Below are 26,573 nucleotides of genomic sequence, written 5' to 3' on the forward strand. Positions count from 1 at the left end.
TGTTTTTATCTGCTGGTTGACGCCAGTATAGTACCGTAACAGACAGAATAGCCCGGCATGAGCAGGCCCTGGAAACCGGGCTGGCACGGGATGGAGAAGAGGCAGAAGGGTCTTGCGCCCTATGCGAGCTGAAAGGAATGCAGTCGTTGCCCACGCGCGTGAAGATGATGCAATCGTCCGGAACGAAAGTTTCGGGAATTGAAGCATTGGGTGGAACAGGCCGAAACGGCCTTCTCATTGCCGCCGCACTTCTGGCTTTGACCGTTGCCGGCTGCCAAAGCTCCACAACCACGGCACTCAGCACTGTCGACAAGGCGCAGGGGTCGAGCGAGAACATCAGCTCGCTGACAAGCGTGATCCAGAGCAATCCGCGTGATCCGGAAGGCTACAATGTGCGCGGTTCCGCCTATGGCAAGTCCGGGCGCTACAAGGAAGCGTTGCGCGATTTCGATCAGGCAATAGCGCTCAATCCGAATTTCTATCAGGCCTATGCCAATCGCGCGCTGGTCTATCGCTATATGGGCGACAGCGCCAAGGCCGTGCAGGATTACAGCAAGGCGATCCAGCTCAATTCGCAATATGACGCCGCCTATATCGGGCGAGGCAATGCCTATCGTCAGGCCGGACGTCTCGATCAGGCGCTCAGCGACTTCAATCAGGCTATCTCCCTGCAGACGACCGATGGTCGCGCCTATCACAATCGCGGCCTGATCTATCAGGCCAAGGGCCAGCACAAGCAGGCCATCGAAGATTTCTCCAAGGCAATATCGCTTAATTCCACGGCGCCGGAGCCATATAATGGTCGCGGCATTTCTTATGTGGCGCTTGGCGACTACGACAACGCCTTCGACGATTTCAACACCGCCATCACGCTCGACCAGAACGTGGCGGAAAGCTGGGCCAATCAGGCGCTTGTCTACGAGCACAATGGCGACAAGGCCAAGGCTGCGAATTCCTATTCGCGTGCCGTGCAGCTTGATCCGAAATACCAGCCTGCAAAGGATGGTCTGGCGCGGACGCGCGGATAACCTTTTAGAGCCTGTTCCAAAAGTCGCCCTGTGTGGCTGCAAATGGCAATTTGTCTGCGTTCCGGTGCTCATGTACATCTCATAGACGCATAGTTTTATCCGAAAAGTTTGCAACTTTTCGGGACCATGCTCAAAAGTACACTGCGCTCCGGTACTCGAAAATCACCATTTTCGCACACACATACCGCCTTTTTGATTCACGCTCTCATATTATCAAGAATTGAAGAGTGATAGCGGCGTTTTCCAAAATCGAAAGCGCCGCTTTTCTTTATATTTGGGCGCGATATATTGAATCTCATGTCGCTCTTCGATCACATCGGATTCAAAGCCCGTAACGTCAATCGCAGCCTTTCTTTTTACGAAAGCTGCATGCCCGAACTTGGCCTGGAGGTCATTGCCCGATCAGGCAGCGGTTTCTTCGTCAGCGGGGGAGAACGGGCGCCGGTTCCGTTTCTGTGGATTCACGGCGGCCACGATGGGGCGGGTGATGGCGATGACAAGCCCGGCGACCGTCTGCATCTCATGTTTACAGCCGGAAGCCGCGAGGCGGTGGAGGCGTTTCATGAGGCCGCGCTGAAGGCTGGCGGCAGGGAGAGCGGCGGCCCCGCCTATCAGGGGCCAGAAGAGATGGGCTATTACGCAGCGCTGGTCTTCGATCCCGACGGAAACACGCTGGAAGCGGGTTTCCGTGAGAGGAAGAGATAAGCGGGCAGGGAACAGATCAGGCGCGCAGGTTACGCTTGTCGAGACGGCTCACCAGCCGGTCGCCGATCCACTGGATGCCGCAAACCATGATGATGAGGATGATTACAACCGCGATCATGATCTGCGTCTCGAAGCGTTGATAGCCGTAGCGAATGGCGAGATCGCCGAGGCCGCCTGCGCCAATGGCGCCCGCCATTGCCGATGCGCCGACCAGTGTGATGATCGTGACCGTGAAGCCTGCGATGATGCCCGGCAGGGCTTCGGGGACGAGCACTTCGCGCACGATGGTCCAGCGATTTGCGCCCATGGAGCGTGCGGCTTCGATGAGGCCATGATCCACTTCACGCAGCGATACTTCCGCAATGCGCGCATAATAGGGAATAGCGGCAATGGAAAGCGGCACGATGGAGGCCCATGTGCCGATTGACGTGCCGACGATGAAGCGCGTGACGGGAATGAGCGCCACCAGCAGAATAATGAACGGAACCGAGCGGAAGCCATTGATGATGGCGCCAAGGATCGTGTTCAGCGTCAGGTTCTGTGCAAGGCCGCCACGCTCCGTCAGGATCATGATAAGTGCCAGCGGCAGACCGACGACGAGCGAGATCAGACTCGAAAAACCGGTCATGATGATGGTCTCCCAGAAGGAGCGCCAGAGAAGATCAAGCATCGCCTGAGACATAGCCGAGTACCTCCGTGGCGTCTGCATGGGTGTTGAGATAGGTGATTGCGGCGTCGAGTTTCGCCTTGTCCAGTGCGGGCAGGCCGATGAAGAGCGTGCCGACCGGCTCACCCTGGATCGTATCCATGCCGCCATGGATAAGCTGCGGTGCCACGCCGGTGGCAGCGGAAACATCGTTGAAGAACGCGCCTTTTGCGGCTGCGCCCGACAGCTTTACCTTCAGCACGGCGAGGGCGCCGGATTTCTCCAGCCGGTCGCGCCAGATGGCAGGCAGTTCCGGTGTCAGCACCTGCAACATGCTCTGCGTGACGGGCGATTGCGGATTGGCGAAGACCTTCCAGACCGGGCCTTCCTCGGCGATGGCGCCGTGGTCCAGCACGATCACGCGGTCGGCAATGCGGCGGATCACTTCCATTTCATGCGTGATGAGCAGGATGGTAAGGCCGAGCTTGGTGTTGATGTCTTTCAGCAGGGCCAGAATAGACTGGGTGGTTTCCGGGTCGAGCGCGGATGTCGCTTCGTCCGAAAGCAGCACAGCCGGTTCGGCAGCAAGGGCACGGGCAATGCCGACGCGCTGTTTCTGGCCGCCGGAAAGCTGGGCGGGATAGTGCTTTGCCTTGTCGGAAAGGCCGACCAGTTCCAGAAGTTCCGCAACACGCTTGGCGCGTTCAGCCTTCGGCTTGCCCGCGATCTTCAGCGGCAAAGCGATGTTTTCCGCAACCGTCTTGGCTGAAAGCAGGTTGAAATGCTGGAACACCATGCCGATGCGACGGCGCACGGGACGCAGTGCGTCTTCGCCAAGGCCGGTGATTTCGCGCCCTTCGATCAGGATCGAACCGGCATCCGGCTTTTCAAGGCTGTTGACGCAACGGATCAGCGTGGACTTGCCCGCGCCGCTGCGACCGATGATGCCGAGAATTTCGCCGCGCGCGACGGAAAGCGAAACGCCGTTGATAGCTGCCGTATCGCCGAACATTCGGCGCACGTCTTTCATCTCGACGATGGGCGCTGATGTGGCGGGTGGCTTTTCAATGGTCACGGTCGTTTCTTCTATAGTTTGATGCGCCGCTGCGAACAGCGGTTTGATTCATTCGATAAGGCTTCAAGGAAGGATGATGCCTGGCTCAAGCCATCAGCTTTTGCTGTGGCGATGCTTTAGGGCAATTTTTGTCGGTACGTCAATAAAAGCCGCGCCGGAAACGGTTCCGGCGCGGTCTTTCAAGCTTCTAAGGCAATTATTTCCAGGCCGGAATGCCGGTGCCCTTGTAGGCACGGTCGATTTCGGCCTTCACGGCGTCGTTCTGGAACGAAGCCACGAGGTTCTTCACCCATTCGGCGTTTTCATCTTCGGTGCGGACCGCGATGAAGTTGTTGTACGGGTTGTTTTCCTTCGATTCCCAGCCGATTGCCTCTTCCTTGTTGAGGCCCGCTTTTGCTGCCCAGTCGTTGTTCACAATGGCTGCATCGAGGTCATCGATGGAACGGCCGACAACACCGGCGTCGAGTTCCTTGATCTCAAGCTTCTTCGGGTTTTCGACGATGTCGATCGGGGTGGCCAGAATGCCTGCATCCGGCTTAAGCTTGATGAGGCCCTTTTCTTCCAGGACGCGAAGCGCGCGGCCTTCGTTCGACGGATCGTTCGGCACGCCGACCACCGCACCTTCCTTCAGCTCGTCAAGGCTCTTGTGCTTGCGCGAATAGATGCCGATCGGCCAGACGGCGGTGTAGCCGGCAACGCTGATCTTGTAGCCGTGCTGCTTGATCTGCTCATCCAGATAAGGCTTGTGCTGGAAGGCGTTGGCGTCGATTTCCTTGCGTTCCAGAGCTTCATTCGGCTGGTTGTAATCGTTGAAGGTCACGCGCTCGATGTTGAGGCCGTGCTTCTTGCCTTCTTCGGCAACGACTTTCCAGACGTCTTCGTCTTCACCGCCCATGATGCCGACCTTGATGGTCTTGTCTTCTGCGTGGCTCGGCGCCGACGCGAAGCCTACAGTCAGTGCGGCTGCGGTGAAGAGGAGGGCTTTCAGACCGGCGCGACGGGTCAGCGTATAGCGGGAAAGGACTGACGACATTTTGTTTTCCTTGTTTAAAGACTTTTGGAGAGCCGGTCCCGGAAAGCGATCTTTTGAGATGATCTTTCTCCCCCTGCCCACCTTGTTGCCGATAATTCCCTTTTGTCGGGCAATAAACAAGGAAAATTATTTCAGAATTTGCCAGAGCGATGATGCCGAAATTGCGTTCACAAGACGGTGAGCGGATTGCCATTTCTGCTCACCGTCTTCATAGGAATCTGGTTCTAGCGGTTGTCGGCAATAATCATCTGTGCGGCCTTCTCGGCGATCATGAGAGTCGGCGAGTTGGTGTTGCCGGAAGTGATGGTCGGCATGACCGAGGCGTCGGCGACGCGCAGGCCCGCAATGCCGTTGAAGCGCAGGCGCGGATCGACGATTGCTTCCGCATCCTGCCCCATGCGGCAGGTGCCGACCGGATGGAAGATCGTTGTGCCGATATCGCCGGCCGCCTTTTCCAATTGCTCCTGCGTTTCGTAAGTGGGGCCGGGCTTGAATTCCTCGGGGCGGAATTTCTGCAACGGTGCCTGTGCCACGATATGGCGCGTGATACGGATGGCGTCGGCGGCAACGCGGCGGTCGCTTTCGGTGGCGAGATAATTCGGCCTGATTGCCGGTTGGGCGCGATGATCCGGCGACTTGATATGGATCGAGCCGCGGCTGTCGGGGCGCAGATTGCACACGCTTGCCGTGAAGGCAGGGAAGGGGTGCACCGATTCGCCGAACTTTTCGAGACTGAGCGGCTGCACGTGATATTGCAGATTGGCGGTCTCAAAGGACGGGTCCGAACGGGTGAAGACGCCGAGCTGGCTTGGCGCCATGGACATCGGCCCGGATTGCCGCAGCAGATATTCCAGCCCGATCATCGCCTTGCCGACAAGCTTGTTTGCCTTTTCGTTGAGCGTCGGAATGCCGGTGACCTTGTATGCGCAGCGCAATTGCAGGTGATCCTGAAGGTTTTCGCCAAGCTGCCTGCGCTCCAGCGTGACCGGGATGCCCGCCTGCTGCAGCAGGTCGCCGCGCCCGATGCCCGACAATTCGAGGATTTGCGGCGATCCGACCGCTCCGGCAGCGAGAATGACCTCGCGCTTTGCCTTCACTGTGCGGGTGGTGCCGTTCTGGTCGAAAGTGACGCCGGTGGCGCGCAGTTCCTCGATCTCGATGCGGCGCACATGCGCGCCGGTTTCCACACGCAGGTTCTTGCGATCCAGTGCCGGACGCAGAAAGGCCTTGGCGGTATTCCAGCGAATGCCGCGCTTCTGGTTGACCTTGAAATAGGACACGCCTTCATTGTCGCCGCGATTGAAATCGTCGGTGGCGGGGATGCCCGCAGAGACTGCCGCATCGCGGAAGGCATCCAGAATATCCCAGTGCAGGCGGGCGCTTTCGACGCGCCATTCGCCACCCGCGCCGTGCAAATCGCTTGCACCCGCAAAATAATCTTCCGATTTTTTGAAGAGAGGCAGGACATCGTCCCAGCCCCAGCCGTCGCAACCGGCCTGACGCCACAGATCGTAGTCGCGGGCCTGACCGCGCATATAGATCATGCCATTGATGGAGGAGCAGCCGCCCAACACCTTGCCGCGCGGATAGCCGAGTGAACGACCGTTCAGTCCCGGTTCGGCTTCCGTGGTGAAGCACCAGTCGGTGCGTGGATTGCCGATGCAATAGAGATAGCCAACCGGGATGTGAATCCAGGCGTAATTGTCTTTTCCGCCTGCCTCCAGCAGCAGTACGGAGCGGTTCTGGTCTGCGGAAAGCCGGTTCGCGAGGGCGCAGCCTGCCGTGCCCGCGCCAACCACGATGTAATCGTAGGTGTCGGTCATGATCTCATATCCAGTAAAAGGCGGAGCCGCTATCGAGCGAGCGTGCGGCGCCCGAAATGTTGGTTAGCCGAAGAGTTTCTTTCCAATCCGCGATGCATAGAATTCGCCTACGATTCCTTTCCGGAAGAGGAGGACGCATGCCATGAAGATGAGGCCCGTAACGATTGTGACGGGGAAGTCGGATGTTGCGAGATAGTTCTGCAGCGCGACGACGAAGGCGGCGCCGACGATGGGGCCGATGAGGGTTCCGATGCCGCCCAGAAGCGTCATCAGGATAACCTCGCCCGACATCTGCCAGCCGACATCGGTCAGCGTTGCGAACTGGAAGACAAGCGCCTTCAAGCCGCCCGCGAGGCCGGCAAGCCCTGCCGACATGACGAAGGCTGCGAGCTTGTAGCGGTTGACGGAGTAACCGAGCGAGATGGCGCGGTTTTCATTTTCGCGCACCGACTTCAGGATCATGCCGAAGGGCGAGTTGATGATGCGCCAGATGATAAAGACACCAAGGACGAACACGGCCAGCACGAAGTAATACATGTTCATCGGCTGGTTGAGGTCGATGATGCCGAAGAGAAACCCGCGCGGCACGCCCTGCAATCCGTCCTCGCCATGGGTGAAGGTGGCTTGCAGGCAGAAGAAGAAGAACATCTGCGCCAGCGCTAGCGTAATCATCGTCGAATAGATGCCCTGGCGGCGAATGGCGAGATAACCGATGACGAGGCCAAGCGCTGCTGCGGCGAGAACGCCGAGCACGAGGCCGAGTTCCGGCGTGACACCCCAGACTTTCACCGTATGGGCCGTGATATAGGCAGCACCGCCGAAGAAGGCCGCATGGCCGAAGGACAGAATGCCGGTATAGCCCAACAGAAGGTTGAAGGCAGAGGCAAACAGCGCAAAGCACAGCATCTTCATCAGGAAGATGGGGTAGACCATGAAGGGTGCTGCCAGCAGCCCGACGAGGGCAATGCCGAGCACGATGATCGAGAGGCTGTTGACGGCAGGCGCCTTGCTGTCGCGCGGGGTCGCGGTTGCCTTGAGAGCGGGCTTGAGAGCAGTATCAGCCATATCAGGCCTCCTTCCCGAACAGTCCGGCGGGTCGAACCAGAAGGACGATAGCCATGATGACGAAGATGACGATGCTGGAGGCTTCCGGATAGAAGACCTTGGTGAGCCCTTCCGCCAGCCCCAACACATAGCCGGTGATGATGGCGCCGAGGATCGAGCCCATGCCGCCGACGACCACCACGGCAAAGACCACGATGATGATGTTGGAGCCCATCAGCGGGCTGACCTGATAGATCGGCGCGGCCATGATGCCAGCCACACCGGCAAGCGCCGCACCCAACGCATAGGTGAAGGTGAGGAGCAGCGGCACATTGATGCCGAAGGCTTTTACCAAAGTGGGGTTTTCCGTTGCGGCACGCAGATAGGCGCCGAGCTTGGTCTTTTCGATCAGGAGCCAGGTGCCAAGGCAGACGAAGAGCGAGGCGACGACGACCCAGGCACGATAGTTCGGCAGGAACATGAAGCCGAGATTGTGTCCGCCTGCAAGCGAAGGCGGCACCGCATAGGGCTGGCCGGCAGCGCCATAATAATAGCGGAACGTGCCTTCGATCACGAGGGCAAGGCCGAAGGTGAAGAGCAGGCCATAGAGCGGATCGAGATTGTAGAGCCGCGACAGGGCCACGCGCTCGATGATCGCGCCGCCCAGCCCGACGATGAGCGGGGCGAGGATAAGCGCTGGCCAGTAACCGATACCGAGCCAGCTCAACAGCAGATAACCGACAAAGGCACCCAGCATATATTGTGCGCCATGGGCAAAGTTGATGATGCGCAAAAGCCCGAAGATGATGGCAAGGCCAAGGCTCAACATGGCATAGAACGAGCCGTTGATGAGGCCGACCAGCAACTGCCCGAGAAGCGCCTGCAAAGGTATTCCAAAGATCATGGTCATTGTCTCAGACTCCCAGCGCGTGCGTGAGCGCCGCCATGCGGGCGGGCAGTTCGGCGGTCGGGAAGTTCTCCGTCACCACGCCATGGTCCATGAGATAGAAGCGGTCAGCGACCTTGGCGGCAAAGCGGAAGTTCTGCTCGACCAGAAGCACGGTCATGCCGCGTTTCTTCAACTCCACCAGCACATCACCGATGCGCTGCACGATGACGGGTGCAAGACCTTCGGTCGGCTCGTCGAGCAGCAGCACCTTGACCCCGGTGCGCAGGATGCGCGCAATCGCCAGCATCTGCTGTTCGCCGCCCGAAAGCTTGGTGCCGGGGCTGTTGCGGCGCTCATGCAGATTGGGAAAGAGTTCGTAGATTTCGTCCAGAGACATTGCGCCTTGACTGCCCCCGCCCTTGGTGACGACGGGCGGGAGAAGCAGGTTTTCATGCACGTTCAGGCTAGCAAAGATACCGCGCTCCTCGGGCACAAAGCCCAGACCTTCATAGGCGATGCGGTGCAAAGGCACACGCATGATGTCCTTGCCGCCGAGGGTGATACTGCCGGTGCGCTTGCGGATGATACCCATGATGGCGCGCAGCGTCGTCGTCTTGCCGACGCCATTGCGGCCCAGAAGCGTGATGGTTTCGCCGGGCCAGATATCGAGGTCGACGCCGTGCAGGGCATGGCTTTCGCCATACCAGGCATTGAGCCCGCGCACGGATAATAGCGGTTGGCCTCTAGTCATGTTCGGTTCCCATATAGGCGGTGCGCACGCGCTCGTCTTTGGAGACGGTGGCATAATCGCCGGAGGCGAGGATTTCGCCGCGCTGCAGCACCGTGACGTGGTGGGCAATGTCGGCCACCACCTTGAGATTATGTTCGACCATCAGTACCGCGCGGTCCTTCGCCACATCGGCAATGAGGGCGGCAATGATGTGGACGTCTTCATGACCCATGCCTGCCATCGGCTCGTCGAGCAGCAGCACTTTCGGATCGAGCGCCAGCGTGGTGGCGATCTCAAGTGCGCGCTTGCGGCCATAGGACAGATCGGCGGCCAGCGCATGACGAGCATCGGCAAGGCCGACACGTTCCAGAAGCTCGACGGCCTGTGCATCAAGCCGGTCGAGTGCCGAGAGCGAACGCCAGAATTGCGTGGCAAGCCCATTGGGGCGCTGCAATGCGACCTTCACATTTTCCAGAACGGTCAGATGCGGAAAGGTTGCCGAAATCTGGAACGAGCGCACCAGCCCCATGCGGGCCACCCTGGCCGGATCGGTCTTGGTGATGGTTTCGCCCAGAAGCGTGATCTCGCCACTCGACGGCTGCAAGAATTTGGTCAGGAGGTTGAATACCGTCGTCTTGCCTGCGCCGTTCGGGCCGATCAGCGCGTGAACGCGGGCATGTTCCACATCAAGATCGACATTCTTCACCGCGTAAAAGCCGCCAAACGACTTGCCCAGTCCGCGCGCCGAAAGAACCGTCCGACCGCCAGATGAGCCACCATCGTTCGGCCCTGCTTCAGGCAGGGCCGTCATATTGCCAGTTGCTGCGTTCATTCAACCAGCCTCTTACTGCGTTACCAGCGGGCAGCCGCTTTCTTCCGGCTTCATGTAGGCCTGATCGCCGGGAATGGTTGCAAGAACCTTATAATAGTCCCATGGCGCCTTGCTTTCATCAGGCTTCTTCACTTCCATCAGATACATGTCGTAGATCATGCGTCCGTTGGGGCCGACCTTGCCATGACGGGCAAAGACGTCTTCGACCGGCATTTCATGAAGCTTCTTGGCGACGGCTTCGGTTTCATCCGTGCCTGCTTCCTTGATCGCCTTCAGATATTGGGTGACGGCGGAATAGGTGCCTGCCTGGATCATGTTCGGCATACGGCCCGTACGCTCGAAGAAACGCTTGCCGAATTCACGCGATTCATCGTCACGATCCCAGTAGAAACCTTCAGTCAGCGTCAGGCCTTGAGCGGCTTCAAGGCCGAGACCGTGCACTTCCGACAGGGTAAAGAGCAGGGCCGCGAGGCGCTGCCCACCGGCAACGATGCCGAATTCAGCCGCTTGCTTGATCGCATTGGACGTATCGAGACCGGCATTGGCGAGGCCGACCACCTTCGCGCCAGAAGCCTGTGCCTGCAGCAGGAAGGAGGAATAATCGGTAGTTGCCAGCGGGTGGCGTACGGAACCCAGCACCTTGCCGCCCTTGGATTCGACGAATTTGCTCGTCTGCTCTTCCAGCGAATAGCCGAATGCATAATCGGCAGTGAGGAAGAACCAGGTATCGCCACCCTGCTGCACGAGCGAGCCGCCAGTGCCGACTGCAAGCGCATGGGTGTCATAGGCCCAGTGGAAGCCATAAGGCGTGCACTGCTTGCCGGTCAGTTCCGATGTGGCCGCGCCGGTGTTGATGGTGATCTTTTTCTTGTCTTTCGACAAAGCCTGCACAGCGAGGCCGACCGACGAGGTTGTCAGTTCCATGATGGAATCGACCTGCTCCGTGTCGTACCACTGGCGGGCAATGTTCGAGGCGACGTCCGGTTTGTTCTGGTGGTCCGCCGTGATGATCTCAATTGGCGCATCGAGCACTTTGCCGCCAAAATCTTCGGCTGCCATCTTGGCAGCTTCGAACGACCATTTGCCGCCGAAGTCGGCATAGACACCCGACTGGTCATTCAGAATGCCGATCTTGACCTTGCCGTCGGAAATTTCCGCTGCCGACGAAATGGCCGTGGCGGCGAAAAGCGCTGCCGTTGCAAGTGCGAGACATTTCATGAAGTGCTCCTCCCAATCAACACTTTGAGCCATTGCGGAAAAACCGCACGGCATCCTCCTTCAAGCAGTCTTTGCCAGACAGGAAACGACTTATCCTCTTTGTCGTTCATCCCTCCCTTGCGCCCGATTTGTTCCTCCGCTCGGGCTTTGAATTAGAACGGTAGCATTGACAAATGCGTACACGAACAACAATTTTTGAACACCGTCTGTTCAAAAACGTACAGATAGAGCAGCATAAGCTGCTGCAATTGTTTGGGAGGGGTGCATGCGGCAGTTCACATGGGACGATCTGCAATATTTTCTTGCGGTTGCGCGCACCGGCCAGCTCTCGACTGCGGCACGGCAATTGCGCACCAGCCATGTCACGGTTCTGCGTCGCATCGACCGGCTGGAACAGGCGCTTGCGACCAAGCTTTTCGAGCGCAATCCGCGCGGCTATCTGCTGACACCAATCGGCGAACGGCTGGTGAATTCTGCCGAAGTCATGGAACGTGAGGCGATGAAGTTCCAGACCGAGGCCACCGGCAATCTGGCGGCGCTGTCGGGCGTCGTGCGCCTTTCGACGCTGGAAGGTTTCGGCAATTTCTTTCTTGCCGACCGCCTGCCGGTGCTGGCGCAATCCTATCCGAGCCTGTTCGTGGAGGTGGTGACGATCCAGCAGATCATGTCGCTGTCACGTCGCGAGGCTGAATTGTCGATCACGCTGCATATGCCGCGCACCGGTCCCTATCACAGCGAGAAGCTGACGCCGTATCGGCTTTTTATTTATGGTCATCGCGATTATCTGGAGCGGCATCCGCCGATCAGGACGCGCGAGGATATGGCACGGCACCCGTTCATCGGCTACATCGACGACATGGTGTTCACGCCCGGCCTCGATTACATGCGCGAAATCCTGCCGGGGCAGCGCTGCACCTATCAAAGCTCCAGCATCCATGCGCAGCTTATCGCCACGCAGATCGGCTATGGCCTGTGCGTGCTGCCTTACTTCATCGCCAGTCGGCATCCGGAACTGGTTCCGGTTCTGCCGCGTGAAATGCATCTGGTGCGTGAATACTGGATGAGCTGCCACATCGATGTGGTGGCCGCACCGCGAATCCGGGTGCTGAGCGATTTCATGATCCGCTCGGTGCGCGAATCTTCAGCAATTTTCCTTGGGGAATCCCTGCTGCGGGCATGAATTATAGGGAGATGATCGTTCGTTGCCGGTCAAAGCATTTCCAGCAAAAGTGCGAAGCGGTTTTGCGTAGGATAATGCGTAAAAACAAAGAGATAGAGCGGCTCTACGATTCCGTCTTAACTGAAACCGCTCTAGATCGTACCGCCGCCAATGGCGAAAATGCATGTGATGACGAGCGCGGTAAAGCCGAACCCGATAATGAATAGATTAAGCGTCTTCATGTCCCCTCCTTTTCAACCCAGGGGCGTTATGTTCGACTTGCGGTAGAATGTCTACCTTAAATTGTAGTCGTCCAGACTAAAGTTGTGGAGCCTGATTTCAAACGGTTTCACGCTCGATATCACGGCGAAGCACAATTGCCGTAGTGAGATCCTCTACAGTTTCATGAGTGGCGATGAGATCGCGCAGGCTGTTGAGCCGGTCTATGGAGGGGACTTCAACCTCGACAATCAAATCAAGCTGGCCGCTCACCGAGGAAACCCGGCGCACTTCGGCATGGCGCGCCAGTTCATCGAGGAGACCGAGTGCCGGGGTGCGCTTGAGACTGACCAGAATCATGGCGCGAATGACATTCTTGTCGATCTGGCCGATATCCGCCCTGTAGCCGCGAATGACACCATTCTTCTCGAGATTGGCGACGCGCTCTCCGGTTGCGCTGCGCGAAAGACCGATGCGGCCCGCCAGCGTTTTCAGCGGAATGCGCGCCTCTTTGGAGAGAATGGCCAGTATCTCGCGATCTTTCGCATCCAGTTCCCGCATGGTTGGTTCTTTCGTGCTGCCGTAAATGTACCGGTCCATTCCGGCAAAGTGCCGGTCTGACCGACGCCTTTTCTGATGCCTGAAAATCGCGGACATGCCAAGCTCATCTTGTTACTTCCCATTCATATTCAACCCGTGAAGTGCCTCCCATGACCGATCTTTCGCATCCCGCTCCCGATTTTTCTCCGCAAGAGGCTGAAGTGCTGGCCCAGCTTCATTTCGGCGTGACGGCGAGTGCCTCGCCGCTCGACAGCGAGCGCGATCGCAATTTCCGGCTGAAGACGGGCAATGGATCGGGGGACTGGATTCTGAAGGTCGTCAATGCCAGCGAGCCGCGTGTCGAAAGCGAGTTCCAGACCGCTCTCCTGCAGCATCTGGCCAAGGCCGATCCGGCGCTTGCCGTGCCGCGCCTGAAGGCGAGCCTGTCGGGTGAGGTGCTGGCCTCTATCGAAAAGGAAGCGGGCAAGCCGCATGCGTTGCGGGTGGCAAGCTGGCTTCCCGGAACGCCGCTGGCCGAGGTCAAGCGCACCAACACGCTGATGCACAATCTGGGCGGTGCGCTTGGGCAACTGGACCGCGCCTTGCAGGGCTTCATTCATCCGGGCGCCTTGCGCGATTTCGACTGGGACGTGCGCCATGCGGGCCGGGCGCGTGACCGCCTGCATTTCATCGACAAGCCGGAAGACCGCGCCGTCGTCGAGCGCTTCCTTGTTCGTTTCGAGCGCGATGTCGCGCCAAAGCTGCCGCTGCAGCGCGCCCAGGTGATCCACAGCGACGCCAATGACTGGAATGTGCTGGTCGACCCACAGGACAACGAGCGTATCGCCGGGCTGATCGATTTCGGCGATGCGGTTCACACCGTTCTGGTCGCCGAAGTGGCGATTGCCGCTGCCTATTCCATTCTGGATATGGACGACCCGATTGGTGCAGCCGCAGCCCTTGCTGCCGGGTTCCATGCGAAATATCCGCTTTTGCCGCAGGAAATCGATCTCATATTCGATCTGATTGCGATGCGCCTCGTCACAAGCGTCACGCTGTCGGCCTCGCGCCGCGAAAAGACCGATGATAATCCTTATCTTGCGATCAGCGAAGCGCCTGCATGGCGGCTTCTGCACAAGCTCGATGCCATGAACCCGCGCTTTGCCACCGCCATTTTACGCAAGGCCTGCGGTTTCGATGCTGTCGACGGTGCGGGTGCGGTGCGCGACTGGATCGGTGCCAACCGAAAGAACTTCGCCCCGATCGTGCGTCCGCATCCGGCGACCATGACCAAGGCGCTGGTGCCCTATGGCGACCCGGCTCATGTGATGACGGTCGATTCCGCCGGGCAGCGCCCGAAGGAAGCCACCGCCTGGTGGGACGATTTCTGCGCCCGCAACCATGTGCAGCTCGGCATCGGCCCATGGGGCGAAAAGCGTTCTGTCTATACCGATGAGGCGTTCCGTTCGCGCTTTGTCGAAGGCGAGCGGCGTGTCCACCATCTAGGCCTCGACCTGTTCATGCCCGCTGGTACGCCTGTCTACACGCCGTTTGCAGCCACTGTGAAAAGCGTCGAGATCGAGACCGCGCCGCTTGGCTATGGTGGGCTTATCGCACTGGAACATCAGCCGGAAGGCTGCCCGGCTTTCATCACGCTCTGGGGCCATATGGCGCATGAAGCTATTGCCCGGTTGAAGCCGGGGCAAAAGCTCGCCGCCGGTGATCTTGTCGGCGCTATGGGCGACATGCACGAGAATGGTGGCTGGACGCCGCATCTCCATTTCCAGATTTCGACCGATACCGGCCTCACGGCGGCGGAAATTCTGGGCGTTGGCGAACATGCCTATCTCGATGTCTGGGCCGATATTTTCCCGGATGCCGCAGTCCTTGCCGATATTCCGGCAGAAGCCTTCCACCAGACCGGACGTACGCGCGCCGAGATCGTCAGCGCCCGCAAGGATATTCTGCTGCCGAACCTCTCCATCTCCTATTCCGAGCCGATCAAGTTCGTGCGCGGCGAAGGGGCATGGCTGATCGACAATCGGGGCCGTGCCTATCTCGATTGCTTCAACAATGTCTGCCATCTCGGTCATGCTCATCCGCAAGTGGTGGAAGCGATTGCCAGACAGGCCGCGATCCTCAACACCAATACGCGCTATCTGCATGACAACATCGTTTCCTATGCCGAGCGCCTGACGGCGACCTTGCCGGAAGGCTTGACGGTAGCCTCGTTTGCCTGCTCGGGCAGTGAAGCGAACAGTCTGGCGCTGCGCATGGCACGTGCGCATTCGGGCCAGCGCGATGCGCTGGTGCTCGACTGGGCCTATCACGGCACGACACAGGAGCTGATTGATCTCAGCCCTTACAAATACAAGCGCAAGGGCGGCAAGGGACGTCCGGACCATGTGTTCGAGGCCACCATCCCCGACAGCTACCGCGCGCCGGAAAACTGGCCGCTGGCGGAACATGGCAAGCGCTTTGCCGAAAGCATCGCCGAGCAGATCGAGGCCATCAAAAGCCTTGGGCGCGGCCCGGCTTATTTCATTGCCGAATCGATCCCGAGCGTCGCCGGTCAGGTCTTCCTGCCGGAATTCTATCTGCAGGAAGTCTACGCGATGGTGCGGGCGGCTGGTGGTGTCTGCATTGCGGATGAAGTGCAGGTCGGCTTCGGCCGTGTCGGCAGCCACTGGTGGGCGTTTGAAATGCAGGACGTGGTGCCTGATATCGTCACCATGGGCAAGCCCATCGGCAACGGTCATCCGATGTCGGCTGTGGTAACGACCCGTGAAATAGCCAACAGCTTCAACAACGGGATGGAATATTTCAACACATTCGGCGGCAATCCGGTTTCCTGCGCGACAGGTCTGGCAGTGCTGGATGTGATTGAACGCAACGATCTGCGCCGCAACGCGCTCGATATCGGCAACTATCTCATCGACGGGTTCCGTTCGATGCAGAAGCGCTTCGATATCATCGGCGATGTGCGCGGGCAGGGGCTGTTCCTCGGTATCGAGCTGGTCACGGATCGCAAGACCAAGGAACCGGCAACGGCTCTGGCCAAGAAGATCAATGATGGCGCGCGCGAACGCGGCATCCTGATGGGAACCGAAGGTCCGTTCGACAATGTTCTGAAAATGCGCCCGCCGATGATCTTCACGCGCGCCAATGCCGATCATCTGCTGAGCGTTCTGGAGGACAGCTTCGCGGCTGCACTGAAGTAGTTCGTAGTTGGGTAACTGAACAAACAACAAGCCCGGCGGCATGCTGCCGGGCAATGGATCGGCTTTGTCGAAATTCTGGGCCGAAACTCTGGCCCGAAACTCTGGGAGGAGGAACAATGAAAAAGATAGTTTTGGGTTCGTTATTGGCGGCAGGCTTTGCCCTGTCTGCTCAAAGTGGGGCGCAGGCGGATACGCTTTCGACCGTGAAGGAGCGCGGCAAGATCAATTGCGGCGTCAGTCAGGGCGTTGCAGGCTTTTCGTCGCCCGATGATCAGGGAAAATGGACCGGCTTCGATATTGATTTCTGCCGCGCTGTATCGGCGGCAGTCTTCGGCGATCCTGACAAGGTGAGCTTCATTCCCCTTTCGACCAAGGAGCGCTTCACTGCGTTGCAGTCAGGCACGGTCGATCTGCTTTCGCGCCAGACCACCTGGACGCTTTCGCGCGATGCGGGCATGGGTGTCCATTTCGTGGGCACTGCCTATTACGACGGTCAGGGCTTCATGATCCGCAAGGATCTGGGCATTGATAGCGCGCTTAAACTCGACGGCGCGTCGGTCTGCACCGAACAGGGCACGACCACCGAACAGAACGCTGCCGATTATTTCAATGCCAACAATATCAAATATGAGCCGGTGGTGATCGATTCTGCCGATGGTATCCTGAAGGCGTTTGAAACGGGTCGCTGTGATGTTTACACGACCGATGCGTCTGCACTTTACGCGCAGCGTCTGAAGCTTGCCGAACCCGATGCATTCACCGTTTTGCCGGAAGTGATTTCCAAGGAGCCGCTCGGACCTGCCGTCCGCCAGGGCGACGACAAATGGTTCAACATCGTTCGCTGGACCCTGTTTGCAATGCTTGAGGCAGAGGAACTGGGCATTACGCAGGCTTCGGCGGAAGCGGACCTCAATTCCAAGAAACCGGACGTGCGCCGTTTCCTCGGTTCGGAAGGCGATAGCGGCCAGCAGCTCGGACTTGAGCCGAAATGGGCCTATAATATCGTCTCCAAGATCGGTAATTACGGTGAAATGTTCGAGCGCACGATCGGCAAGGGCAGCCTGCTCAAGATCGACCGCGGCATCAATGCGCTGTGGAACCAAGGCGGGCTGATGTACGCGCCGCCTGTAAAGTAAAGATCAGAGCCTTCTATGAAAGAGCCCCGGGAAACCGGGGCTCTTTTGCTTTTACTGTTTCTTGGCGAGCCCCTGCTCGCGCATCTGGCTGAGGCTCATCTTCGGTGAAAGCGCTTCGGGATCGATGCGGATTTCGATGAGGCCCGGCTTGCCGGACTTTTCGCAAGCCTCGAAAGCTGGTGCGAAATCAGCAGTCTTTTCCACCACTTCGCCATGCAGGCCATAGGCGCGGGCAAGCGCTGCGAAGTCGGGATTGGCAAGGCCGGTGCCGGAAACGCGGCCCGGATAGGTGCGTTCCTGGTGCATGCGGATCGTGCCGTACATGCCGTTATTGACGACGATGAAGATGGCATTGGCACCATATTGCGCTGCCGTTGCCAGTTCCTGACCGTTCATGAGGAAACAGCCGTCGCCTGCAAAGGCAACAACCGTGCGTTCCGGCGCGGTGAGCTTGGCTGCGACGGCAGCCGGTACGCCATAGCCCATCGAGCCGTTGGTGGGTGCCAACTGGCTGCGATAGGTGCGATACTGGTAGAAGCGATGCGGCCAGGCGGAATAGTTGCCTGCGCCATTGGTGATGATGGCGTCGGCGGGCAGATGCGCGCGCAGCCATTCCATCACTTCGCCCATCTGCACATCGCCGGGGATGACCGGCGACTTGATGTTGTCGCGGTAATCGGCATTGGCGCTGTCGGTCCATGCCTTCCAGCGCGGCTCGGCAACCGGCGCAAGCTTTGCCGCTGCCGCACAGAAGGCAGGCATGGAAGCATTGACCGGAACGTCTGCATGATAAACGCGGCCCAGTTCTTCTGCGCCCGGATGGATATGGACGAGCTTCTGCTGCGGCACCGGAATGGATACCAGTTCGTAACCCTGCGTCGTCATTTCGCCGAGGCGGGCACCGATCACGATCAGCAGATCGGCATCGCGAACGCGCTGCGCCAGCTTGGGGCTGATCGAGGTTCCCATTTCGCCAGCATAAAGCGGGTGGGTGTTGTCGAACATGTCCTGGCAGCGGAAGGACGCTGCGACGGGCAGATGCATGTTTTCGGCAAATTTCTGCAGGTCGCCAATGGCTCCGGCATTCCAGCCGCCACCGCCGACGATCACCAGAGGCCGCTCAGCCTTTGAAAGCAGCGCCTGCATGTCCTGCAACTGGTCTGCACCTGGATGCATCTGGACCTGCTTATAGGCCGGCGTGTCGCTGATGGCGGCATAGGATGTCAGCATATCTTCCGGCAGGGCGATCACGACCGGGCCGGGGCGTCCGTTGACGGCGCGGTGAAAGGCCTGACTGACGAGTTCCGGAATGCGGGCGGCGTCGTCGATCTGGACGACCCATTTGGCCATCTGGCCGAACATGCGACGGTAATCGATTTCCTGAAACGCCTCGCGCTCGACCTGATCGCTGGCGACCTGACCGATGAAGAGCAGCATCGGCGTTGAATCCTGAAAAGCCGTGTGCACGCCAACCGAGGCATTGGTTGCGCCGGGACCGCGTGTGACGAAGCAGATGCCGGGCTTGCCGGTCAGCTTGCCATAGGCTTCCGCCATATAGGCCGCGCCGCCTTCCTGCCGGCAGACGATCAGGTCAATCGCGTCGCTGGCATCATGAAAGGCGTCAAGCGCGGCGAGATAGCTCTCGCCGGGTACGCAGAAGACGCGGTCGGCCCCATGGATGCGCAGCGCATCCACCAAAATCTGGCCTCCGGTACGGGCATTGGGTTCGCTCGTCATTGTATGCATTTCCTCAATCTCACCATGTCTGGCTCGCCATTCCGGCTTACCTTGCAAGGGCGGTTTTTCCGCCTCTTTTCAAAAAGATCGTCCCGAAATTCCGGACAATTCATGTGTTTGGGGGAACGGGAACTCATGGTCAGACGCACCCAAATGGCCGACAGGTGCACCGGGCCTTAGTCTCGCGGCCGAGTTTTACCCTCAACCGTCTGCTTTTCCTCCCAGTCAAGCACGCTGATATGAACATAGCCAGCGGTGCGAATACAGATTAAACATCATGACTAAACTGTATGAACTCATGATGCACCGGTATGGAGGAATGGCGATGGCCAGGGAAAACACAGGCAAGATCCGCGTCGGTATTGGCGGATGGGCTTATGAACCGTGGGACAAGAGCTTCTATCCTGAAAAGCTGTCGAAGAAGCGCCAGCTCGAATATGCCTCAAGCAAGCTCACATCCATCGAGATCAACAGCACCTATTATGGTCCGCAGAAGCCCACGACCTTCGCCAAATGGCACGATGAAACGCCGGAAGGCTTTGTGTTTTCATTGAAGGCACCGCGTTTTTCCACCAACCGCCGCGTGCTGGCGGAGGCGGGCGAGAGCATCGAGCGGTTCATGACCGGCGGCATGATGGAGCTGAAGGACAAGCTTGGCGTCGTCAACTGGCAGTTCATGGGAACAAAGAAGTTCGATCCCGTAGATTTCGAGGCTTTCTTGAAGCTTCTGCCAAAGCGTGTCGACGGGCGCGATGTGCGTCATGCGGTGGAAGTGCGCCACGACAGTTTCAATTCACCGGAGTTCATTGCCCTGCTGCGTGAATATGGTGTGGCCGTCGTGATTGCAGGCGACAGCGACTTTCCGCAGTTCGCCGATATGACCGCGCCTTTCGCCTATCTTCGCATCATGGGCACAGAAGAAAGTGAACCGCTCGGCTATAGCGAAAGCCATCTCGACGAGTGGGCGGCGCGCGCCAAGGCGATTGCGGCAGGAGAGCTTCCCGAAGGATTGAAGACCGTCACGCCGCCCGTTGCCGATCATGTCGCCCGCGATGTCTATCTCTATGTCATCAGCGGCTATAAGGCGCATAATCCGCATGCGGCCATGGCCTTGATCGAAAGGGCAAAATGATGCCTCGTGGCGACTGTTGATTTTCATCTGAGTCGCCCGAGCAATCATGTCAAAATTAGATCTTTCAGCGCTTGAATCCTTCGTTCGTACCATTCCGCAGCATTATAAGGGGCCGGGCGGCGCTGTCGCGGTGCTGAAAGATGGCAAGGTGGTATTGCGCCACGCATGGGGCTTTGCCGATCTTGCCGCGCGCAAGGCGATGACGCCCGAAACGCGCATGCCGATCTGCTCCGTCAGCAAGCAGTTCACCTGCGCCGTTCTGCTCGACAGTGTCGGCGAGCCGGAAGTTCTTGACGATGCGCTTGCCGACTATCTCGACAAATTTGCGGAAAAGCGCCCCAGTGTGCGCGACCTGTGCAACAACCAGTCGGGCCTGCGTGACTACTGGGCGCTGACGGTTCTGTGCGGGGCCGATCCAGAAGGCGTCTTTCTGCCCGAACAGGCACAAAGCCTGCTGCGCCGCCTGAAGACCACGCATTTTGCACCGGGCACGCATTATTCCTACTGCAATGGCAATTTCCGCATTCTGGCTGATTTGATCGAGCAGCATACAGGCCGTACGCTTATCGAACTTCTGTCGGAACGCATTTTTCAGCCAGCAGGTATGAAGACAGCGGAGCTTATCCCCGATACCGCGCTGTTCGACGAATGCATCGGCTATGAGGGCGATACGGTGCGCGGGTTCCTGCCTGCCGTCAATCGCCTTCACTGGATGGGCGATGCCGGCATCTGCGCGTCGCTGGACGACATGATTGCCTGGGAACAGTTCATCGATGCGACCCGCGACGACGAAAATGGAATCTATCGTCGCCTGAGCGGACCGCAGACTTTCAGCGATGGTGCAGCAGCGCCTTACGGTCTTGGCCTCAAATTCGAGGAAACGGGCGGCAAGCGACTGACCGGCCATGGCGGTGCTTTGCGCGGCTGGCGCTGCCAGCGCTGGCATTGCGCCGATGAGCGTCTCTCGGCAATCGCTTTGTTCAATTTTGAGGGCGGGGCGTCCGACGTCGCCTTCAAGCTGATGAATATTGCGCTTGGCGTTTCCACATCGGAACCGGTGCGGGTGGAAGCTGATGCCGCATGGTTCGGTTCATGGCTCGACCATGAAACCGGCCTCGTGCTGAGCCTTGAAGATGCCGGACGCGGACGCATGAAGGCACGTTTCGGCACTGGCCCGGAAATGATGGACGTCGTGGGCGAGAACGAAGCGCGTTCCTCGATGACCACGATTCGCCGCGATGGTGACACGATCCATCTGGCGCGTGAGGATGAAAATCTGAGCCTGACGATGCAACGCCTGCAAGGTGCGGCGAAGCAGGATGTTGCGGGGCGTTATCGCAGCGACGAACTTGAGGCCGATCTTCTGATCGTCAATGAGGGCGGTGCTTTTTACGGGGCCTTTGAAGGATTTCTCGGCAAGAGCGATATGTATTCGCTCTATGAGGCGGGGCCGGATGTCTGGCTGCTGCCGGTGCAACGCTCGATGGATGCGCCGTCGCCGGGCGAATGGAAACTTATCTTCCATCGCGATGCCAAAGGCGGGATAACAGGCATGACCGTCGGCTGCTGGCTGGCACGGCATGTGGACTACAGGAGAATTCAGGAATGAGCGAACTGAAAGTCAGAACCCGCGAGACGGGCGCCGTCGCCGAAATGCCGCATGGAAAGCTGCCTGTCATCACCACGCCGACCGGCGGCGTGGTTGAAATCGTCACCAGTGTCAGTCAGGCGGGCTTCAATCCGCTCGACCTTATCTATTCGTCGGTTGCGGCCTGCATGGCGCTCAGCGCGCGCATTGCCGCAAACAAGCTCGAACTGAAGGAAAAGCTGACCGATGTGCGGGTGGAAGTGAAGGGCGACAAGGCGCATGAAGGACCGTCGCGTATCGAACGGTTCAACATCACCTTTCACTTCGACGGTGATTTGACCGACGACGAAAAGCATCGCCTTGCCGAAATGGCCGAGGAAATCTGCACGGTCAGTAATACGCTGCGCGGCGAGCCGCAGTTTGATCTGAAGGTATCGTAACCTTCAGATCACATCCCGGATGCGATCGACGCCGAGCTTGATGACGCTTTCCATGGCCTGGCGTGCCTTCTGTGGATCACGCGACGCAATGGCGTGGGCAATGCGCAGGTGATTGGCCGCGCATTCGGCAATACCTTCCCGCGATGAGGCAGGAGACGAAAGCTGGAACGAGATTGCCAGCGCCGCCTCGATCAATCCGCTGACCGAGCGCATGAACGGATTGCCGGACATGCGCGCAATGGCCAGATGGAATTCCAGATCAACCTTGGCGATGGATTCAGGCGTGTGGTTCGGATCGTCGAACTTGGCGGCGAGCGCATAGAGTTCGACAATCTCGTCGCTGGTGGCACGCTCTGCTGCTGCTGCTGCTGCCGCCGGTTCCAGCGCCATGCGCATTTCGGCCAGATGATCCACGAAGACTTCATCGAAGCCTGCCTCGAAGCGCCATGTCAGCACGTCGGGATCGAAGAAGTTCCAGCTTGCATGGCCCAGAACGCGTGTGCCAACCTTGGCCTTGGGTTCGATGAGACGCTTGGCGGCAAGGGTTTTCATTGCTTCGCGCAGAACCGTGCGGGAAACGCCGAAGCGCAGCGACAATTCATGGTCTCCCGGAAGGATGGACCCTGCAGGAATGGTTCCCGCGACGATGCCGCGGCCCAGTTCACCCACCACGACTGCGTGGCTGTTATGGCGCTTGCGTCCGGTTATGGCCGTTTCCAGCAATCCCAATTCAGGCCTCCTTCATTCGTTGCCTGGCTAGCTATTTGTTTCAACGCGCATCTTGCCCGAAAACCGGTTTCCACTTTTCGGGATGCGCCTTAGATCCGAGAACCACGCAAGTCCTCGTTGCAGAGCAATGAACAGGAACAGCAATATACCGATTGCTATTTTCGTCCACCAGGAAGACAGCGTTCCGTCGAAAACAATATATGTCTGGATCAGCCCCTGTATGAGAATGCCGACGAATGTTCCGGCCACAAGGCCCGCGCCACCTGTCAGCAATGTCCCGCCGATCACCACCGAAGCGATGGCGTCCAGTTCTACCCCCACCGTCGCCAGCGAATAGCCGGATGACGTATAAAGCGTATAGACGATCCCGGCGAGGCCGGAAAGGATACCTGACATCGTATAGATGCCGATTGTCGTGCGGGCAATCGGAACGCCCATCAGCTCCGCCGACTGCTGGTTGCCGCCAAGCGCGTAGATATTGGCACCGAAGCGCGTGCGATGGGCGATGATGCCGCCGACAATGAAGACCGCAAGCATGACCATGGCGATGAATGTCAGCCTACCGCCGCCCGGCAGGCGGAAATAAAGCCCCTGCAAGGTGTCGAGAAACGGATGCGCGATGGGCACGGATTGCGTCGAGATGAGGAAGGCCGCGCCGCGCGCCAGAAACATGCCCGCAAGTGTGGCCACGAAAGGCGGGATCCGCAAGAAATGGATCATCACGCCCATCCACGCCCCGAACAATGCCGCGATCACCAGTATGAGCGCGAAAGCCACAAGCGGATGCACGCCGAGCTGCCCGACTAGCACGGCGACGAAGACGCTGGTGAAGGCGATGACCGAACCGACCGAAAGGTCGATGCCGCCGGAGAGGATCACGAATGTCATGCCGACAGCGGCTATGCCGAGGAAGGCATTGTCGGTCAGAAGATTGCCGATCACCCGCGTCGACAGCATGTTCGGAAACTGGACGATGCAGATCGCATAGGCGAGCAGGAAGATTGCAACCGTGGTCAGGAAAGGCAGATTGCGCAGTGCCTTCATTGCCGTGCTCCCTGCTGGCTCTGGTGGACCGGATTGGCTCCATTGCCCTTGCGCTCCGAGCGCAGGAAGGTAATGAGCTGGACAATGGCCGGCGACTGGAAGGTGAGCACGATCACGATGATGACGGCCTTGATGATGAGGTTGAATTCCGGCGGAAAGCCCGCCATCAGGATGCCTGTGTTGATCGACTGGATGATGAGCGCACCGAGCAGCGAGGCCATGATCGAGAAACGCCCGCCATTGAGCGAGGTGCCACCGATGACGACGGCCAGAATGGCGTCGAGTTCAAGCCACAGCCCGGCATTGTTGGCATCCGCGCCGCGAATATCCGCAGCCGCGATAAGCCCTGCAAGGGCAGCGCCAATGCCGGAAACCGCATAGACGCTGAACAGGAGAAAGCGCGCCTTGACCCCCGCCAGCATCGCTGCGCGGCGGTTGATCCCGGTCGCCTCGATCAGGAAGCCAAGCGCACTGGTGCGCACTGCAACGCCCACGACCAGACCGGCCAGAATCCATATCAGGACCGGGATCGGAATGCCGAGGAAGGAGCCGGAGCCAAGCGCTGCAAAGGAATCATTGTTGAAGGTCAGGATCGCGCCTTCGGTGATAAGCTGTGCGATGCCGCGACCTGCCACCATCAGGATAAGCGTTGCGATGATCGGCTGGATATCGAAGACCGCAACCAGAAAGCCGTTCCACAAGCCACACAGAAGGCCCACGCCAAGTGCTGCCGGAATGACGAATGCAAGCGGATAGCCCGCGACGATGAGCGATGCGGCAAAGGCACCGCTGATTGCCATGACTGCACCGACCGACAGATCAATGCCGCGCGTTGCGATTACCAGCGTCATGCCAACGGCCAGAATGGCAACGGGCGCTGCACGCACCAGAATATCGATCAGGCTTCCATAGAGCCGTCCGTTCTGGAAAGAAATGTCGAGAAAGCCGGGTGCGATGATGGTGTTCACCACCAGAATGAGCACAAGGGCGGCCAATTGCGGCACCAGTCTTTTGAGTTTTCTGGTCATGCGGGCAATCATGCTGCAGCTTCCTTTTCGCTTCCGGTCTCAGCGATTGCACGCACAATATTGTCGGCAGTGATTTCATCGCCCTTCAGTTCCGCCACATGGCGACGGTCGGACAGGACGATGACGCGATTGGCGACGGCGGCAAGCTCCTCGAATTCCGAAGAGATGATGACCAGCGACATGCCTTCAGCGCAAAGTTCGCCGATGAGCTTCAGGATTTCGGCATGGGCACCGATATCGATGCCGCGCGTCGGCTCATCGAGGATCAGCAGGCGGGGATCGGTGGCAAGCCAGCGTGCCAGTATGGCCTTCTGCTGGTTGCCGCCGGACAGGAATTTGATCGGCTTGTCAGGATCCGGCGGGCGAATATCGAGCGCCTTGATGTATCGCTGCGCAAGCGCCGTCTTCTCGCGTGATGAAATCGGTCTGGACCAGCCGCGCTTCGCCTGAACCGCCAGCGCAATGTTTTCCGCCATCGAGAAGTCACCGATGATGCCGTCTGTCTTGCGTTCCTCCGGACAGAAAGCGAAGCGCTCACCGATCGCCGCAACGGGCGAGGGAAGCCTTGTTTCCTTTCCGTCGACGGTCAAGGTGCCACTATCAGTCTGATCGACGCCGAACATCAAAAGAGCGGTTTCGGTGCGGCCGGAACCGAGCAGGCCGGCAATGCCAACGGCTTCTCCGGGCTTGATCGAGAGATCGAACGGCGCAACGCTGCCTTGTCTGCCGAAGCCTGCAAAACGGATCGGGGCAACCGTGTCGCGGCTTACTTCCTCGGTCAGCTGGCGGCGCACAGTTTCCTGCAACTGGTGGCCGAGCATCATGGAAATGAGATCGGTGCGCGGCAGTTCCGACAGGTTGCGGCTGCCGACCAGCCGTCCGTTGCGCAATACGGTGGCGCAATCAGCGATGGCATAGACCTGATCCAGAAAATGGGTGATGACGATGATGCCGAGGCCTTCTGCCTTCAACTGGCGCAGCACGCCGAACAGCATCTCGACTTCGCGTGCATCGAGACTGGCGGTCGGTTCGTCAAGGACGAGCACCTTGCCCGAGAGATCGACGGCACGTGCAATCGCGATGATCTGGCGGATGGCGACTGAATAGGCGGACAGAGGCACGCCGACATCGATGGTGAGGCCATAGCGGGAAAGAAGGTTCGCCGCATCCTTTTCCATCCGGCCCCGGTCAACCAGTCCGAAACGTTTCGGCTGGCGTCCCAGAAACAGGTTCTCTGCAACCGTCAGATTTTCGAGAAGGTTGACCTCCTGATAGACCGTGCCGATGCCGAGCGTCTGCGCTTCCGCCACGGAGGCGGGCGCAATCGGCTGGCCCTCAAGCAGGATCGAACCGTCGAAGCCGTGATAGGCGCCGGTCAAAATCTTGATGAGCGTGGATTTGCCAGCGCCGTTTTCGCCGAGCAATGCATGGATTTCACCCCGGTTGAGCATGAAATCGACATGGTCGAGCGCGGTCACGCCCAGAAAGGATTTGGTGATCGAACGGGCTTCAAGAAGCGGCATTGCGGCCGCCGATGGAGCGTCTTTTGCAGCCATGGCAGTCTTCCATTGCATTTT

The 26,573-nt window shown here is 58.9% G+C and carries 23 protein-coding genes; 8 read left to right on the plus strand and 15 right to left on the minus strand.

Going from position 1 to position 26,573, the window contains the following annotated elements; all coding sequences use genetic code 11:
• Positions 1 to 137: 137 nt before the first annotated feature.
• Positions 138 to 1,028, plus strand: a complete 891-nt coding sequence (locus F9K94_RS20650) for a tetratricopeptide repeat protein (RefSeq protein WP_061345788.1) — start codon at positions 138 to 140, stop codon at positions 1,026 to 1,028.
• A gap of 297 nt (positions 1,029 to 1,325) precedes the next feature.
• The gene (locus tag F9K94_RS20655; protein ID WP_061345789.1) at positions 1,326 to 1,733 is read left to right on the plus strand and encodes a VOC family protein; all 408 of its coding nucleotides are present in this window, start codon (positions 1,326 to 1,328) and stop codon (positions 1,731 to 1,733) included.
• Positions 1,734 to 1,749: 16 nt separating this feature from the next.
• Here the strand turns inward: F9K94_RS20655 and F9K94_RS20660 are convergent, their stop codons facing one another.
• The 9 genes from F9K94_RS20660 to F9K94_RS20700 form a co-directional block, all read right to left on the minus strand.
• A complete protein-coding gene (locus F9K94_RS20660) occupies positions 1,750 to 2,415 on the minus strand; it encodes a methionine ABC transporter permease (RefSeq protein ID WP_010659461.1) in 666 nt (221 codons plus the stop codon).
• Positions 2,396 to 3,454 carry a methionine ABC transporter ATP-binding protein gene (locus tag F9K94_RS20665; protein WP_151648132.1) on the minus strand — a complete coding sequence of 353 codons (1,059 nt, stop codon included), beginning with the start codon at positions 3,452 to 3,454 and terminating at the stop codon, positions 2,396 to 2,398. Before F9K94_RS20665 ends, F9K94_RS20660 begins: the two co-directional genes overlap by 20 nt.
• A 196-nt stretch (positions 3,455 to 3,650) precedes the next feature.
• Positions 3,651 to 4,487: a MetQ/NlpA family ABC transporter substrate-binding protein gene (locus tag F9K94_RS20670; protein ID WP_109987349.1), complete on the minus strand. Its 837-nt coding sequence runs from the start codon at positions 4,485 to 4,487 to the stop codon at positions 3,651 to 3,653.
• Positions 4,488 to 4,711: 224 nt separating this feature from the next.
• Positions 4,712 to 6,310: a GMC family oxidoreductase gene (locus F9K94_RS20675; protein WP_151648134.1), complete on the minus strand. Its 1,599-nt coding sequence runs from the start codon at positions 6,308 to 6,310 to the stop codon at positions 4,712 to 4,714.
• Between the two features lie 63 nt (positions 6,311 to 6,373).
• Complete coding sequence (locus F9K94_RS20680; RefSeq protein ID WP_151648135.1) at positions 6,374 to 7,375, minus strand: branched-chain amino acid ABC transporter permease; 1,002 nt, start codon at positions 7,373 to 7,375, stop codon at positions 6,374 to 6,376.
• A gap of 1 nt (position 7,376) precedes the next feature.
• A complete protein-coding gene (locus F9K94_RS20685) occupies positions 7,377 to 8,264 on the minus strand; it encodes a branched-chain amino acid ABC transporter permease (RefSeq protein WP_010659466.1) in 888 nt (295 codons plus the stop codon).
• A gap of 4 nt (positions 8,265 to 8,268) precedes the next feature.
• Positions 8,269 to 8,994, minus strand: a complete 726-nt coding sequence (locus tag F9K94_RS20690; RefSeq protein ID WP_151648137.1) for an ABC transporter ATP-binding protein — start codon at positions 8,992 to 8,994, stop codon at positions 8,269 to 8,271.
• Positions 8,987 to 9,805: an ABC transporter ATP-binding protein gene (locus F9K94_RS20695; RefSeq protein WP_151648139.1), complete on the minus strand. Its 819-nt coding sequence runs from the start codon at positions 9,803 to 9,805 to the stop codon at positions 8,987 to 8,989. The genes F9K94_RS20690 and F9K94_RS20695 overlap by 8 nt, the downstream gene beginning before the upstream one ends.
• 12 nt (positions 9,806 to 9,817) lie before the next feature.
• Positions 9,818 to 11,023 (minus strand): ABC transporter substrate-binding protein, encoded by a 1,206-nt coding sequence (locus F9K94_RS20700; protein WP_151556002.1) that lies wholly within the window; start codon positions 11,021 to 11,023, stop codon positions 9,818 to 9,820.
• 265 nt (positions 11,024 to 11,288) lie between these two features.
• Here F9K94_RS20700 and F9K94_RS20705 point away from each other — a divergent pair, with 265 nt between their 5' ends.
• A complete protein-coding gene (locus tag F9K94_RS20705; protein ID WP_151556001.1) occupies positions 11,289 to 12,203 on the plus strand; it encodes a LysR family transcriptional regulator in 915 nt (304 codons plus the stop codon).
• Between the two features lie 318 nt (positions 12,204 to 12,521).
• Here F9K94_RS20705 and F9K94_RS20710 read toward each other — a convergent pair whose 3' ends face one another.
• Positions 12,522 to 12,962 (minus strand): Lrp/AsnC family transcriptional regulator, encoded by a 441-nt coding sequence (locus F9K94_RS20710; protein WP_109987376.1) that lies wholly within the window; start codon positions 12,960 to 12,962, stop codon positions 12,522 to 12,524.
• Between the two features lie 149 nt (positions 12,963 to 13,111).
• Between F9K94_RS20710 and F9K94_RS20715 the strand changes: the two genes are divergently transcribed.
• Positions 13,112 to 16,162: an aminotransferase class III-fold pyridoxal phosphate-dependent enzyme gene (locus F9K94_RS20715; protein ID WP_151648141.1), complete on the plus strand. Its 3,051-nt coding sequence runs from the start codon at positions 13,112 to 13,114 to the stop codon at positions 16,160 to 16,162.
• Between the two features lie 116 nt (positions 16,163 to 16,278).
• Positions 16,279 to 17,298 (plus strand): amino acid ABC transporter substrate-binding protein, encoded by a 1,020-nt coding sequence (locus F9K94_RS20720; protein ID WP_061345798.1) that lies wholly within the window; start codon positions 16,279 to 16,281, stop codon positions 17,296 to 17,298.
• Positions 17,299 to 17,349: 51 nt separating this feature from the next.
• Here F9K94_RS20720 and F9K94_RS20725 read toward each other — a convergent pair whose 3' ends face one another.
• Entirely contained in the window at positions 17,350 to 19,035 is a 1,686-nt protein-coding gene (locus tag F9K94_RS20725; protein WP_151648143.1) for a thiamine pyrophosphate-binding protein, read from the minus strand.
• A gap of 325 nt (positions 19,036 to 19,360) precedes the next feature.
• Between F9K94_RS20725 and F9K94_RS20730 the strand changes: the two genes are divergently transcribed.
• The 3 genes from F9K94_RS20730 to F9K94_RS20740 are packed head-to-tail and all read left to right on the plus strand — an operon-like array spanning position 19,361 to position 22,195.
• Positions 19,361 to 20,167, plus strand: a complete 807-nt coding sequence (locus F9K94_RS20730; protein ID WP_151648145.1) for a DUF72 domain-containing protein — start codon at positions 19,361 to 19,363, stop codon at positions 20,165 to 20,167.
• A gap of 46 nt (positions 20,168 to 20,213) precedes the next feature.
• On the plus strand, positions 20,214 to 21,776 hold the full coding sequence (locus F9K94_RS20735; protein WP_151648147.1) for a D-aminopeptidase: 1,563 nt from the start codon (positions 20,214 to 20,216) through the stop codon (positions 21,774 to 21,776).
• Positions 21,773 to 22,195 carry an OsmC family protein gene (locus F9K94_RS20740; protein WP_061345802.1) on the plus strand — a complete coding sequence of 141 codons (423 nt, stop codon included), beginning with the start codon at positions 21,773 to 21,775 and terminating at the stop codon, positions 22,193 to 22,195. Before F9K94_RS20735 ends, F9K94_RS20740 begins: the two co-directional genes overlap by 4 nt.
• A gap of 3 nt (positions 22,196 to 22,198) precedes the next feature.
• Here the strand turns inward: F9K94_RS20740 and F9K94_RS20745 are convergent, their stop codons facing one another.
• From F9K94_RS20745 to F9K94_RS20760, 4 genes are read right to left on the minus strand one after another with little or no spacing between them, the layout of a single operon-like run.
• Positions 22,199 to 22,924: a FadR/GntR family transcriptional regulator gene (locus F9K94_RS20745; protein ID WP_151555994.1), complete on the minus strand. Its 726-nt coding sequence runs from the start codon at positions 22,922 to 22,924 to the stop codon at positions 22,199 to 22,201.
• Between the two features lie 27 nt (positions 22,925 to 22,951).
• Entirely contained in the window at positions 22,952 to 23,968 is a 1,017-nt protein-coding gene (gene yjfF / locus F9K94_RS20750; protein WP_151648149.1) for a galactofuranose ABC transporter, permease protein YjfF, read from the minus strand.
• Positions 23,965 to 25,008, minus strand: a complete 1,044-nt coding sequence (locus F9K94_RS20755; RefSeq protein WP_151648151.1) for an ABC transporter permease — start codon at positions 25,006 to 25,008, stop codon at positions 23,965 to 23,967. The genes yjfF and F9K94_RS20755 overlap by 4 nt, the downstream gene beginning before the upstream one ends.
• Positions 25,005 to 26,552, minus strand: coding sequence for a sugar ABC transporter ATP-binding protein (locus F9K94_RS20760; protein WP_151648153.1), 1,548 nt, complete (start codon positions 26,550 to 26,552; stop codon positions 25,005 to 25,007). The genes F9K94_RS20755 and F9K94_RS20760 overlap by 4 nt, the downstream gene beginning before the upstream one ends.
• Positions 26,553 to 26,573: the final 21 nt, after the last annotated feature.

Origin of the sequence: Brucella tritici (genome assembly GCF_008932285.1) — a bacterium.
GTDB classification, from domain to species: domain Bacteria; phylum Pseudomonadota; class Alphaproteobacteria; order Rhizobiales; family Rhizobiaceae; genus Brucella; species Brucella tritici.